The sequence below is a fragment of the Paenibacillus sp. IHBB 3054 genome, assembly GCF_051594305.1.
Lineage (GTDB): Bacteria > Bacillota > Bacilli > Paenibacillales > Paenibacillaceae > Paenibacillus_AQ.
Genome location: NZ_JBOFBG010000004.1, coordinates 19,559 through 33,351 on the forward strand (window position 1 = coordinate 19,559; position 13,793 = coordinate 33,351).

Genomic DNA, 13,793 nt, shown 5'->3' on the forward strand with positions numbered 1-13,793 from the left:
GCTTTACCAAAGCGTAAAAAGGGCAACCGGATCTACGTGATCCGGTCCCCCTTGCCTATTTCCGCAAATCCGGTTAATCCCGGTTTATTCGTCTTCTTTGAACACCGGTGCAATATTCAGCTCAAACTGGAACTCCTTCTCATCCAGCCTGTAGGGAGCCAGCAGCGCGGGACCACAGGAATTGGAGCCTACGCCGCTCATCTGATAATCCAGATGAACAATTGTCTCCGGCCTGCGGGTCAGATCGTATTGATGCGAGGTTTGGGTCAGATCCTCCGGCGTATAATGTGAAGCATTGAAGGAGAATGGACGGTCACTCCGGAATCTCAGTCCCATGCCGAGCTCATTCGAGACAATAACCCATTCCGTTTCATTGTGGGAACCGTTCTCCTGCGGCATGATATAATCCACAAACTGCTCATCGACGGTAGTCAGGTATTTTCCTATTTTAGTGCTATGTCCCTTGTCGATGTAGCTTTCATGGGGACCCCTGCCGAAATATTCGATCTCCTCATTCCCTTCCGGCATCACGGCGCACAGCCCGAACCGGGGCAAGAATGGAATACCGTCTCTGGTCGTTACGTTAGTACGGAGATAAAGCTCTCCTGTTGCGTCCACCTTCCAGCGGAACGTTCCCCGTAAGAACGGCGGACGTAAATAGCCTCCCATCGAGAAGACTGCTTCCAGTTCTACGGCTTCACCGTCCTGCCGGATCGTGTCCACGCGGTAAATATGGGTTACAGCCCGTTCGTACCCCTCCTGCATCCATTCGTGCTTCACGAACCGGTCATTATCCGCCGGGGCGCGCCATACCGCAAAAGAAAGCGGCGCAAGCAGCATCTCCACTCCGTTCTTGACCAGGCTGTCAAACATACCGGCGCCAAGATTAAAGCCATATTCAAAATCGAATCCCGTGATGACAAGCCGGTCGTCCCGGCGCTCCACCTGGAGAGGTGACCGGGCCTCGGGTTGGAACAGCTCAAGCTGCGGAGCCGGCAGTTCAAACTGGCCGAAGGAAATTTCATGGCCGGGCGATGCCCACCAGGTTTCTTTCGCCGTCCTGCACGACAGAGTAACAAAGTACCTTCCCGGCTCCTCCGGAATCCCGAAACAAGCTTCGACTGTCTGCGAGCCGTGAGGGCCGGCCGACAAACCGCTGATTTCACCTTGACTTACCGTTTCACCGTCCTTTTCCAATTTCCACAGAACTCTCACATGAGATAGATCCCTGAAATCATAGCGGTTGTGAATTTCTATGAGCCCCGAACCGATTTCTTTGGCTTCAAATACAACAGGTGCAATCACCTGCTTGAGTTCCAGCAGTCCGGAATGCGGCTTCCGGTCGGGGGCAACCAGACCGTCAATGCAGAAGTTGCCGTCATTAGGCTGATCGCCGAAATCTCCCCCATAAGCATAATAAGGCCTTCCGTGTTTCATAATCTTGATGCCATGATCCACCCATTCCCAGACACATCCACCCATCAGCTTCGGATACCGGTTGATCACATCCCAGTAATCCTGCAAATCGCCGGGCCCGTTGCCCATGGCATGGCTGTATTCGCACAGAAACATCGGTTTGGCCGTATCCGGATCGGACGCGTACGCTGCAATCGCCCCGCTGGAGGCATACATCCGGCTCTCCATGTCGAGCACCTCCGTATCCGGGCTGCCGCCGTGACGGGGATCGGAACCCTCGTAGTGAATAGGACGCGAAGCGTCCCTCGCTTTGGTCCAGCGGGCCATTGCCATATGGTTCTCTCCATAACCGGATTCGTTGCCCATGGACCAAATGATGATACATGGGTGGTTCTTATCCCGCTCCACCATCCGGGTTGCCCGCTCCACAAAAACTTTCTCCCACTCGGGGTTGCGCGTAAACCAGTTGAAGTCCCCTGCAGGAAGCGCGCCATGACATTCCAGATCGGCTTCTCCGATTACATAGAAGCCGCATTCGTCGCAGAGCTCCAGAAAACGGGAGTCGTTCGGGTAATGCGAGGTTCGAATGGTATTGATATTATGCTGTTTCATCAGCCGCAAATCTTTGATCATATGATTGACCGGAATCGTCTGTCCAAGCTCCGGATGGGAGTCATGACGATTGACACCCTTAAGCTTTACCGCTTGACCGTTGATCGTGAACACGCCATCCTGAATGGATATTTCGCGTAAGCCTACGGGAAAATGCAGCACTTCATCGCCTGCGAACAAGTATAAATGGTATAAATGCGGGTTCTCTGCATTCCACAGCACGGGATTCTGTACATGCAGCTTCAACGTACCTTGGCCTTCGATCATGGCCTGCGTCCGCTCTATCTCCGCACCGTCTGCATCCTGCAGAACAGCTTCAATTTCAAGCCTGCCTGTTGTCTCCACCTCGCAGTTTAGCTCCGCACTATCGAAGCTTGCGGACAGAGACGTGCGGTTGAATACATCGGAGATATGAGCGGAATCCCTGGCAAGCAGGTAGACGTCCCGAAAAATACCAGAGAATCTCCAAAGATCCTGATCCTCCACATAACTTCCGTCACACCATTTCAGCACCATGACGGCCATCCGGTTCACACCAGGACGGGTATAAGCCGATACATCAAATTCGGCCGGCATCCGGCTTCCTTGGCTGTAGCCAACAAATTGTCCGTTCACCCACAGGTAGAAGCAGGAATTGACTCCTTCAAATACCGCAACCTTCTCCTTGCCGTTCCAATTATCCGGCAGTGTGAACTCCCTGACATAAAGTCCGGCAGGATTATCATTGGGCACGAAAGGCGGGTCAAACGGAAAGGGGTAGTTGATGTTCGTGTAATGCAGCTGATCATAACCGTTAACTTGCCAGCAGGACGGAACCACCAGATCATCCCATCGGCTAATGTCATGGTCAGGGGCTACACAATCTTCCTTGACCTCTCTGACACTGGCGTGATATTTGAACTTCCAGCGGCCGTTCAGCGTCTGATAATACGGGGAACGCCCCCGCTTTCTGCGGCGCGCGTCTGCAGCTGACGCGTATGGGATATAGTAAGCTCTGGCTGCTTTCCTGTTAATCTGCAGCGTCTCGGTATCTTCCCAGTAATTCGGAATAAATGACATGACCATCCTCCTGAATATTGTAATAGGCCTTACCACTCAGCAATGCTGCCGTCCCGATGCCGCCATACCGGATTTCTCCAACGGTGGCCCGTTTCCGCCATCTTCCGCACATACTCCTCGTTCACCGTAATGCCAAGACCCGGTCCGGAAGGAATATTGACATGACCGTCACTGTAGGCAAAGACGGTAGGATCGGTGATATAATCCAGCAGGTCATTTCCTTGATTATAATGGATGCCGAGGCTTTGTTCCTGAATGACCGCATTATAAGACGTCGCATCTACCTGAAGACAGGCGGCAAGAGCAATCGGCCCAAGCGGACAGTGTGGAGCGACCGCAACATCGAACGCCTCGGCCATGGCGAATATTTTCTTGCATTCCGTGATGCCTCCCGCATGGGACAGGTCGGGCTGAATAATATCGACCACCCCATCCTTCAGCAGATTTTTAAAATCCCAGCGTGAGAACATGCGCTCACCCGTCGCGATCGGAGTGCTGGTATGATGTGCGATTTCCCGCAGTACTTCGTTGTTTTCCGGCAGCACCGGCTCTTCAATGAACATCAGACGGTACGGATCCAGCTCTCTGGCTAGTCCCCTTGCCATCGGTTTGTGAAGCCGCCCGTGAAAATCGACAGCGATCCCGAATTCCGGTCCACAGGCCTCCCGAATGGCCGCAACCCGCTCAACGATTGCATACACCTTGTCATGTGTATCAATGAACTGCATCTCTTCCGAGGCGTTCATCTTAATCGCCGTGAAACCGGCGGCCTTCTTCTCCAGAGCAGATTTGACGACATCGATCGGGCGGTCTCCGCCTATCCAGGAGTATACCCGCATTGAATTACGGCAAGCGCCGCCGAGCAGCTGGTACACGGGCGCATTGTAGATTTTCCCTTTAATATCCCACAACGCCTGATCGATCCCGGCTATCGCGCTCATCAAAATAGCCCCGCCACGATAAAATCCTCCCCGGTACATCAACTGCCATAGGTCTTCAATCCGCTGAGGATCCTGTCCGATCAAAAGATCCATCATCTCTTCCACTGCGGTCTGAACAGTATGAGCCTTGCCTTCGACCACCGGCTCTCCCCAGCCGGATATGCCCTCATCGGTTTCAATCTTCAGAAACAGCCAGCGGGGAGGAACGATAAAGGTCTCAAATCCGGTTATTTTCATCGATTATTTAGCTCCTTTTGTGTTGTTCAATCTGGCCTTGCTGACTTCTTTCGCAAATAGGCGGGCCGTCTCTGTTATTTTCCCATAGTCGCCCCGCTCCACCGCTTTCCGGTCTACGAGAGCGCTTCCTAAACCGACGGCAACAGATCCGGCGGCAATGAAGGATCCGACATTCGCAAGTGTCACGCCTCCTGTCGGCATCATCCGGATGTGACCAAGGGGCCCCTGCAGTTCCTTTATGTAGGAGGCGCCCAGCGAACCGCCGGGGAACACCTTTAGCAGGTCTGCACCAGCTTCGTGCCCTCTGACAGCTTCGGTCGGCGTCATTACGCCTGGGATGGAGATTCGCCCGTACTTTAAGGTCAGATCCACAATTGCCTCATTCAAATTTGGCGAAAAAATAAAATCGGCTCCCGCCGCGATAGCCTGCTCGGCCTGCGTCAACTTCAGCACCGTACCTGCTCCCACCAGCAGGCGATCTCCATATTTCGCCTTCATGTCCGCGATCAACCTGTTAACTTCCGGCGTATCGGCTGTAATCTCCAGCGCCCCTACACCGCCATCTGCCAGTGCCGCGGCAATTTTATCCACCCTTTCAGGCTCTGGTCTGCGAATAACGGCGACCAGTCCGGAAGTTATCAACCGCTCAATCTGAATATCTTTGTCCATTTCTTTCCTCCTCCTTTGGATTGTCCTCACTTACCGGATAATATCCTCCATGTCGGATCCCCCTGCCAGGAGAAGATCCACATCCTGCCGTGTCGGAAGACCTTCCACATCGCCGCTTACCCCGACAACAATGGAACCCACCGCGTTGCCGCGTCGCACCGCAGAGGGCAGGTCCTCCCCTTGCAGCAATCCGCTTATAAATCCGGCGGCAAAACCGTCTCCGGCACCCATCGGATCAATGAGCCGCTTCACCGGAAACCCTGGCTCATTTCCCGCGATTCGTCCGTTACTGTAATAAGCCCCGTTGGCGCCGAGCTTGATTACGACAGCACCGGCGCCGGATTTCAGCAGACGATCTGCGATGTCTGCAGGCGTACAGCATCCTGTCAGAAATTGTCCCTCCTCAATACCGGGCAGCACGTAGTCGGCAAGTGCCGCCATTTCGTTAAGCACAACGCAGGCTTCTTCTCTGTTCCAAAGCTTCCAGCGGATATTGGGATCAAACACAATGGCCACACCGTGTTTTTTTGCCGCTTCGAGGGCTCGAAAGGTTAATTTCCTGCACTCCGGGCTAAGCGCCGGAGTAATGCCGGTAACATGCAGGATGCGGGCTTTTCCAACATAAGCCTCATTAAGCTCATCCTCGTGCATCAGGCTGGCAGCCGATTGTTTGCGGTAGTAGTACACCTGTATTTTGTCCGGGGATATTTGTTCTTTGAAAAACACTCCCGTCGGCGCTTCGTCTGTAATCCTGACTTCGGAAGTATCAACGCCATGTCCTCTTACGACCTGCCTAATATAGCGTCCAAATGGATCATTTCCGAGCTTGCTGAACCAGCCCACGGTATGCCCCATACGGGCAAGCCCAACTGCCACATTGGTCTCGGCTCCTGCAATATGCTTGTGAAAGCCGTTCACATACTCCAGGGGAACCATCCGGTCTGGTGCCAGAAGTACCATGGTTTCCCCAAAGGTTACTACCTCCATTGCCCCTCCTCCTTCTGCTTCATCACTGATAGAGTTTCTGCATAAAGATCCTATCTTTATTCTTGGATAAAATTAAATCACTTACTTTTTTGCCTTATTACACAAATAAACTGTACGAGTCATTGTTTTTTAACGTTAAATGTAGCTACCTTTACGATATAGATACGATCTTTATGCTACAATCATATTATCTTGTTGTTTGCTAGTCAATACTAAATCAATACTTAGACATATCTGCTTATCCTCAAGAAGCTCCTATGCTAAAATGAATTCATTCCAAGTGATAAGGACGGCTAAACATGAAACAGATCAAACAGACCGCGTTTCAGGCTACAATAGAGCTTATGAAACAGAAAATCCTCGATGGGGAATGGGCTCCGGGGGATCGGCTCCCTACTCTGCAGCAGCTAGCTGCTGATTTTTCCGTTAGCGTCACTACAGTACGTGAGGCGCTGCGGATATTAGAGAGTCAGGGGAATGTCAGCATTGAGCACGGACGTGGGATGTATGTACGAAACGATCCTTTGCTGTTGGATGATCCGGCGGTAGCCTTAGAGGAATTGGAAAACATTTCGATAGTGGATCTGCTGGAAGCTAGACTGCTCATTGAGCCTGAACTTGCCGCTCTGGCCGCGCAGCGGGCCGATGACGATCAGATCCGCAGGCTGCGGGTACTGGCAGAGCGAATGGTGCGGCAAATGGAGGAAGGTGGCCCATTCTTCGAGACAGATCTCGCCTTTCATCAGTTAATCGCCGAAGGGGCAGCAAATCCGGTAGTGGCGCGGATGCTGAATTCGATTCTTCCATTGCTGGCCGAAGGGCGCAAGCAGACCAATACGCTGCCCAATATGCGGACGAAAGCTTCCAATTATCATGTTCTGATCGCCATTGCCATCGAGGAACGACAAAGCGAAACAGCCCGGCAGCTAATGGAGAGTCATATCCAGAGTATGCTGACAACCCTGAAGAAGTAGATTCACCCTGTGACGCTGCAAAACAAGCTGCCGAGAATAATCTCGACAGCTTGTTTAACACGCCTATAAGCTCCCTGTAGTAATGGATACTCCATCCGAATAACTGGCACCGGTTTGAACCGTCAGGAGGGCTATCTTATCTGCGGGGCATGGTGACGCCCGCTTTAGAGTTGTATTTTTCCGTAGCTTCCTTGATGACATCCTCGCCGCCTTTGGAAAGCCACTCTTCCACAACCTTCGGCCAGTCACTGATGGGTTCCTTGCCATACACCATCTTCACCATATGCGTCAGCAGCACCGGAGGAGCTGTGTCCGAGTTGGGAGCGATGTCCGGATTCTTCACCAGTGCGTCCAGACGCGGGTCGAATTGAATCCCGTCCCGGCCTTCATTAGCCAGAATCGTATCATATACTTTGATCAGGTTTTTGCCTTCTTCCGTCATGTTCAGGACACCCTTGTTATAAGTGGTGTCTTGCACCAGCCACAGGAAAGACTGACGGTAGCGCTCTTCATCTATGGCAGCGGAATCCGTGGGGGCCGTATATACGATTTTGCCGTTCTCTTCCTTGTAGGATTCGCCCTTGATCCCGAAGGTAAAGAAGGTTTCCGCCTCTTCGCTCAGCATCCAGTCAAAGAATTTCACAATATCCGCTGCGTTTTTCGTACCTTCCTTGATAAAGTAGGTGCGCGTAGCGGAGCCGTACAAATAAGAGCCGCCTTTTCCGTCAGGGCCAACTGGCGACGGGATAATCTCCAGCTTGGCGGATGGCGTTGTAGCCTTCAATTGCTGCTCCCACTGCAGCAGCTCGTTGGCATTCATCGTCCACATGCCCGCGTTGCCTGAGAGAATCGCATTCTTGTAGTTGGTCGGGTTGATGGTGGCGAATTCCTTGTTGATCAACCCCTCTTTATACATGGTGTTGTATGTTTGTAACGCCTTCATCATATTTTCGTTATCCATAAACTTCGGCTGAACCTGGCCGTTTACTTCCTCGAACATCGTCAGGTACGGAAAAACATCATAAGCGCCAAAGAAAGCATCGGCATATTTGAAATCCTGGCGGCCCATGTAAGGGTTATCAATACCCAGTTTTTTGAAAGCCCGCAGCACATTCAAGTACTCATCGACTGTTTTTGGAACCTGCAAGCCGGTTTGATCCAGCAGGTCCTTACGAATCCAAGTCGCGCGACGGGACGGATTGGACAGGAACTCAGGTATTGCGTAGATTTTTCCTTGATAGGTGACGTTTTCCCAGGCTTCCTTCGGGATTACTTTCAACAGGTTCTGACCGTGTTGCTCAAGCAGATCATCCAAGGGCATGAACACGCCGGCTTCAACGGAACCGGCCATTTCCTTGCCGTTTACACCGCCCGAGCCTTGAACCACATCCGGAATATCGTTAGTGGCAAACATCTGAACCATTTTCTGCTCGAATTCTTTATGAGGCACCAGTACAATGTCCAGATCGGTGTTTGTCATCTCCTCCAGTTTTTTCACCCATTTATCCTTATTCAGATTAGGTGATTTCTCAACATAGTTAAAAGCCAGTGTCCGCATCGAGATGGAGAATTTAGTTTTCTGCGGCGCATTTGACGCTCCTCCGGCAGTCTCTTCTTTGTCCTTGTCCGCGCAACCTGCAACGGCTGTAGCAGCCATTAAAGCAGTCAGACAGACGCCAATCCATTTTTTCATGATAACCCTCTCCTTGTACAATGGGGTGCCATACGCAAATGAAAATGTTTTTTAGACTAATAAGCTTTAGGAATCTCAACCCGGCGGGTAACCCCCTGATTGGTAAAGTAAACATGAACCCCATGGTCCTGATCATCCATGAAGTATGATACGTAATTCCGGCTTCCAGATTTTTGGGGAATCAGAAGCGTAACGATCCGATGGCTTATAGCCTCTTGGGTGGATGCGGTCAAATGCCAGTGCTCAGGCAGCCCTTCCCATTCCTTCGGATCTACATCGGTAAATTGATTGTTTTGACTAAGCGCCATATCTCCGGAGGAGCTGTAGACAAACCTGCCCTCCATTTGAGCTTTTTGGCCATTTACTTTGAAGGTTTGGTCCTTTAACTTCATGGGATAGAGTGTATGGAACAGCCAATCCAGTTTTCCGGGACGTTCCAGATCGACACTATCTGTAATGACAAAATAAGCGTTGTCAAAAAAATAGATCTCCCGTACATACCGTTTGAGATAGGGTACATTCTCCCGGTAGGCTTCCGTTGCATCCATTTGCGCGTAGCTGATCCCAGGTGTAGCAGACGCTTTCAGCACCTTGCCGTACGCTGCCATGTTCTTGGACTTGTCCGTGCCGGCATATTGGCCTTTTCCGTCAATTAGAATTACGTTCTTGGAGCGGGTCTGCTTGCGCCACTGCATATGCATTGTACTGTTGAATGCGACGTAATAGCCGCTTTCGATAGCCAGAGGCTCGCCGAAGGCATGCAGCAGAAAAGCGTTCTGATCCCCGTGGCTATGGCTCACGGAACCATAACGGCTGCTCTTGGCCAGCATCATGATATGTTCCTGCGGAGCTTCCATCCGGTGATGCATGGCGATCCAGCCAACATCCTGAAACCACTTGAGAGGCTCTGCGGCCACCGGTGGTTCTGAAGGAACCTGCGGATAATCCGAGCGGTAAACCATCTCATCGAACCGGAAATCCCACCAGCCGTAGTTATAGAAGATCATCTGGCTATCGGGATTCAATTCCTTTGTCCGTTCATAGTACCACTGGTACTGTCCATTTCCCGTTAAACCGGCAAACTGGCGGATATTGAAGCCCGTCTTGAGACTGACCGGATCTCCCAGCGACGATTGATCTCCGAAGCTGGCCCTCAAGGTATCCGGGCTGAAGCAATAGAGCGGAAAGTCGCCGGTTTTGCGGAAGAAGGGACGCTCATAGAAGTTGATGCCCATGTATTTGCGGACCAGATTAAATGCCTCCGTAACGAAAGCCATCTGAGTGGTCCAATACATCGGGCCTTCGGCCCAGCCGCCATCCTTGCCACCCCATGGAGTATACATGGCGGAGAAGTACTCCAGCGTATAATCAAGCCATTCCTGAACTTCCTCCTCCTCGCCCAACATGGAAATACAGCAGGGAACGAGCACGGAGGATAAAGAACGGATGGCATGGCTGTCATAAGGCACTTGATGAATTCGGGAGCGTTCGATGACGTGGAAGGCGATCTGACCGGTTCTCCGCAGCAGTGCCTGCCGTACCATTAGCCGTTCCTCTTCTGTCAGAGAGCTGTGCAGCCAATCATAGCCCCATGCCAACGCTCCGGCTATGCGAAAGGAGCATTCATCATTGTAGTCCCGGCTGGTGGTACCCTCCGTGTTCCAGCTTGCAGCATGAAGCAGCCACTCTCTGGCTTTAGCGATAAGACCTTCGTCCTCCAGCACAACCCCTGCTATGGCTAAATGCCGAACAGCATAGAAAACTTCCTGACAGTCCATATACATCTGCCGCCATAGCTTGGCGACACGCTTGTTATCCGGATACGGTGCAGGCTCGGGAATAAGCGCATGTTCTGTCCAGGGCAGTACGGAATGCTTGAGGAAGTCAGCCCAGCCTGTTAAGTCAGGATCTTGGCAGATGGTTTCCCGGTAGGATTCAAGTTGTTCCGCCTGAAGCCAAAGCCGCGGATGATTGCCGGAAGCAGCGGTATACCGTTCTGTTCTGGATGGCAGAGGCGTTAGCGGCAGCTCATCCGCAACCACGAAAGCTCTTACTTTGCTCCACTCGGAACGGATATCGTTCTCTCCGATAAGAGTGTACCGCCAATAATACATGCCTGGTTCCAGCGGTTTATCCGGAGTAAACAGATTATAGGGGATTTGACTGTAGGTCAGCGTGCATTCAGGCTCAAACTCTTTGTTTGAGGAGATCTGCAGCTCATATAGCCCTTCTTCCAGACTTGCGGGCATCCATGTAAAACGCGGCGGGTTCTCTCCAACATCCGAATGTTCATCAGGCCCATAAGGCAGGTCGAGCACGCCGCTGGCAGGTTGAAATAAAGGTTCTGACATCTCTACTCCTCCGTATTCAGGGACTCTTCCTGAATCAGTCCCGTTTTGGGATTCAGGCAGTAGACAACTCTTTGCCCGTTTGTTTCTATCTGGATTCGGGCATCTTCGCCCGCCTGACTCACAAGCTTTAGTGCAGCAGATTCATGGCCGGCCCGATAAACTGTAATAAAATCAACCGACGCGCCTTTGTTTCGAAGCATGATGCCTCGGATCAGACTGCTCGGATCTTCAGCTACACCCGGTGTGCGGATTTCATGCAGAATGGAGCCAGGTGCCAGCAAAGTGCACGCAGAGACTTCATATTCCGCATCGTGGCCCACTCCATCATAACGGCTGCTCCACCCGGCGCTTAATGCACAGTCCGTCTCATTCTGCAGTACGGACAGTACCTCTACCGAACCGTAGCCCGCTTCCTGTCCGAGGACTGCCGGGGAGTCCTTCCGGACGCGGCGGGACTCGACCGGTAACAGCAAATCTCCTGTCGGATGTAACCATAAGTCCACCTCCTGATCCTGCTTCCGGTCCGTTGCCTGCTCAACATGAAACCAATCCAGCAGCCAACCGTCAGTCAACAAAAGATGCCGGTCGAGAACCGCTCCTTCATAGGCGCCATCCGAGCGAATCCATAAGTACTTATCATCGCTTTCCTGCCGAAATTTCCTGCAGCTGCCGGTATGGGCTGCTTGAGAGCAGCCTCCGATGGTGACCGTGTTATGGCTCGCGGTTTCGGCATACCATTCCTTGCGCAAAATAGAGCCGTATGGAACCATGCCCAGTTCAGGAGCAACCTCTCCCAACCGGTGCATAATCGTGATATGAAGCTTGTCATAATGCCCATGAGATCCGCCATGCTCGCCGAAGTCTGCCAGAACGGACAGCGGGTTGCCCGGATGACGGAGCACGGCGAAGCCCGAATCCGGCAGCAGGATAGAAGCCCTTGCCCGGGAGGTGAAATGAAGCACCTTACGCTCTCCTTCTCCATATAACACCGCTTCCAGACCGTTCCGCTCTTCCTGTCCGTATAAATACCGGTAAGCATTCGCCAGTATAGGCTGGAAGGTGGGGTCTTTGTAAACCGTACACCCTATTTCAATCACTTCAACGATTTCCCGCGCGAAAGGAACGCGTGCATAAGGACCATCATGCACAGCTGGAAGCTCCCCGTTGTCGCCGCTAAGCTCGACCAGCAGCTGAAACATACCGCGGATGGATTGTCCCTGCGCTCCTTTGGCATCATATAGGTCAACCCCGAAGCGTCCGGCCATCTCAGCTGCAATGAGGTAAGCCCGCAGTACAAAAATATGGTAGTACGTGCTGCCTTCAAATTCAAAGCCATCCGGCTTAACGCCGATAGACAGATGATGATAGAAACCGCCTTCCCCCTCCAGCAGGGAACCGAGTTTTGCCCGGGTACCTTTGGCGGCATATACGCAAGCCAGGCTGGCGTTCAGCCATGCGGTATAATTGTTCTCTGCATTCTTCTTCTCGTGAATGAGAATGTGGCGGTATTGCTCCATGCTTTCCTCCAGCATCGTGAAGAACACCTGCAGCTTCAACTCTTCCTCTTCCGTGAACGTTACTCCATGGTCCACAAGAAGCAGATAGGCCCGAATAAGTGTGGTGGACCAGATTGCTTCCGTCAGCGCCTGATGAAAGGCACGGCCGCTAAGCATCCAGGGTTGGGCATCGGGATGAACCGGATACAGCGGGAACTGCTCCGCATATCCGACAAGAATCTTCTGGGCCAAGCCGCTATAGAAGTCTTCCCCGTCTGCAACGAATACCGCGGCAGCCTGCAGTGCGTAACGCGCTATCGCCTGATGCCGGTATACCAGCCAGGCTCCCCGGTAAGGCTCGCCTTCCAGCTTGCAGCCTTGCGGACAAGTAAAGACAAACGCGTCCTGCTCCGCAGCATCAAAGATCAGCTCGGTATGATGCCGGGGGCACACATATTGGTGCCACCAGCCGCCGGGTTCTGCCGGAAGCCGAATCGCTTCTTCCCGGAAAAGGTCCATCTCTCTCTTCAATTTATCCACTACAGGGCCAACCCAGGAAAAAGTGTCTGCTTTCTCCTTAAGGTTCATCATCGCATGAACAAGCCTCCGTTAATTTCAATGATTTCGCCAGTCAGATAATCCGACAGCTCTGAAGCGAGGAAGAGTGTCACGTTACTCACATCTTGCGGTGCGCCTTCCCGGCCCAATGGAATCTTCGCAATTGTCGCCTGTCTTGCCGCATCTGCAGTAAAGGTGGCATGGAATGCGGTCTGACCGATAAATCCGGGAGAGATAGCGTTTACATTAATCCCGTGAGGACTGAGCTCTTTGGCAAGTCCCTTGGTATAAGACCATACCGCTGCTTTGCCTGCTGCATAGATGGAAGCGCCCGGTCCGCCGCCGTCATGAGCCGCGAGAGAGGATACATTGATGATTTTACCGCTTTTCTTGGCGATCATTCCCGGTGCTACGGCTTTGCAGGCGAACACGCATGATTTAAAATTGACGTCCATCACCTTGTTGTAATGCTCTTCGTCCATTTCGGTATTGGGAACCCGCTTGACCATACCTCCGGCATTGTTGACGAGGATATCGATGGTACCGCCGAATTGCGCCTCTATTTCCTTCACCATGTTGTCCAGCTGGGCTGGATTTGTGACATCCGCCTGAAATGCATAAGCTTCTCCTCCAGCCTGGCGGACGGCTTCGACCGTTTCCTCCGAAGAACCGTACAAATAGTTTACGGCGACTTTGGCGCCGGAAGCTGCAAGCGTCTCTAGGATTTGTCGGCCTATCCCTGCATTGGACCCTGTAACCAGCGCGATTTTACCAGTCAAATCAATTTTCATTACATATTC

Annotated in this window: 9 protein-coding genes; 1 reads left to right on the top strand and 8 read right to left on the bottom strand. The window is 52.2% G+C overall.

Annotated features, from left to right (window positions below; genetic code table 11):
- Nucleotides 1-84: 84 nt before the first annotated feature.
- The 4 genes from ACQ76X_RS06895 to ACQ76X_RS06910 are packed head-to-tail and all read right to left on the bottom strand — an operon-like array spanning nt 85 to nt 5,921.
- Nucleotides 85-3,087, bottom strand: coding sequence for a glycoside hydrolase family 2 TIM barrel-domain containing protein (locus ACQ76X_RS06895; RefSeq protein WP_438492509.1), 3,003 nt, complete (start codon nt 3,085-3,087; stop codon nt 85-87).
- Between the two features lie 29 nt (nt 3,088-3,116).
- Nucleotides 3,117-4,265 (bottom strand): galactonate dehydratase, encoded by a 1,149-nt coding sequence (gene dgoD / locus ACQ76X_RS06900; protein WP_438492511.1) that lies wholly within the window; start codon nt 4,263-4,265, stop codon nt 3,117-3,119.
- A gap of 3 nt (nt 4,266-4,268) precedes the next feature.
- A complete protein-coding gene (locus tag ACQ76X_RS06905; protein WP_438492512.1) occupies nt 4,269-4,934 on the bottom strand; it encodes a bifunctional 4-hydroxy-2-oxoglutarate aldolase/2-dehydro-3-deoxy-phosphogluconate aldolase in 666 nt (221 codons plus the stop codon).
- Nucleotides 4,935-4,964: 30 nt separating this feature from the next.
- Complete coding sequence (locus tag ACQ76X_RS06910) at nt 4,965-5,921, bottom strand: sugar kinase (RefSeq protein WP_438492514.1); 957 nt, start codon at nt 5,919-5,921, stop codon at nt 4,965-4,967.
- A gap of 299 nt (nt 5,922-6,220) precedes the next feature.
- On the opposite strand from ACQ76X_RS06910, the gene ACQ76X_RS06915 reads away from it, so the two are divergent.
- Nucleotides 6,221-6,895 (top strand): FadR/GntR family transcriptional regulator, encoded by a 675-nt coding sequence (locus ACQ76X_RS06915; protein WP_038591987.1) that lies wholly within the window; start codon nt 6,221-6,223, stop codon nt 6,893-6,895.
- A gap of 136 nt (nt 6,896-7,031) precedes the next feature.
- Here ACQ76X_RS06915 and ACQ76X_RS06920 read toward each other — a convergent pair whose 3' ends face one another.
- From ACQ76X_RS06920 to ACQ76X_RS06935, 4 genes are read right to left on the bottom strand one after another with little or no spacing between them, the layout of a single operon-like run.
- A complete protein-coding gene (locus tag ACQ76X_RS06920; protein ID WP_438492515.1) occupies nt 7,032-8,588 on the bottom strand; it encodes an extracellular solute-binding protein in 1,557 nt (518 codons plus the stop codon).
- A gap of 56 nt (nt 8,589-8,644) precedes the next feature.
- Nucleotides 8,645-10,939, bottom strand: coding sequence for a DUF4962 domain-containing protein (locus ACQ76X_RS06925; RefSeq protein WP_438492517.1), 2,295 nt, complete (start codon nt 10,937-10,939; stop codon nt 8,645-8,647).
- A 2-nt stretch (nt 10,940-10,941) separates the two neighbouring features.
- On the bottom strand, nt 10,942-13,026 hold the full coding sequence (locus ACQ76X_RS06930; protein ID WP_438492519.1) for a heparinase II/III domain-containing protein: 2,085 nt from the start codon (nt 13,024-13,026) through the stop codon (nt 10,942-10,944).
- Nucleotides 13,023-13,784 (bottom strand): SDR family NAD(P)-dependent oxidoreductase, encoded by a 762-nt coding sequence (locus tag ACQ76X_RS06935; RefSeq protein WP_341378633.1) that lies wholly within the window; start codon nt 13,782-13,784, stop codon nt 13,023-13,025. Before ACQ76X_RS06935 ends, ACQ76X_RS06930 begins: the two co-directional genes overlap by 4 nt.
- Nucleotides 13,785-13,793: the final 9 nt, after the last annotated feature.

Coding starts and splice junctions, on each gene's coding strand:
- ACQ76X_RS06895 (WP_438492509.1), bottom strand. CDS start 3,087: ATGTCATTTATTCCGAATTACTGGGAAGATACCGAGACGCTGCAGATT.
- dgoD (WP_438492511.1), bottom strand. CDS start 4,265: ATGAAAATAACCGGATTTGAGACCTTTATCGTTCCTCCCCGCTGGCTG.
- ACQ76X_RS06905 (WP_438492512.1), bottom strand. CDS start 4,934: ATGGACAAAGATATTCAGATTGAGCGGTTGATAACTTCCGGACTGGTC.
- ACQ76X_RS06910 (WP_438492514.1), bottom strand. CDS start 5,921: ATGGAGGTAGTAACCTTTGGGGAAACCATGGTACTTCTGGCACCAGAC.
- ACQ76X_RS06915 (WP_038591987.1), top strand. CDS start 6,221: ATGAAACAGATCAAACAGACCGCGTTTCAGGCTACAATAGAGCTTATG.
- ACQ76X_RS06920 (WP_438492515.1), bottom strand. CDS start 8,588: ATGAAAAAATGGATTGGCGTCTGTCTGACTGCTTTAATGGCTGCTACA.
- ACQ76X_RS06925 (WP_438492517.1), bottom strand. CDS start 10,939: ATGTCAGAACCTTTATTTCAACCTGCCAGCGGCGTGCTCGACCTGCCT.
- ACQ76X_RS06930 (WP_438492519.1), bottom strand. CDS start 13,026: ATGATGAACCTTAAGGAGAAAGCAGACACTTTTTCCTGGGTTGGCCCT.
- ACQ76X_RS06935 (WP_341378633.1), bottom strand. CDS start 13,784: ATGAAAATTGATTTGACTGGTAAAATCGCGCTGGTTACAGGGTCCAAT.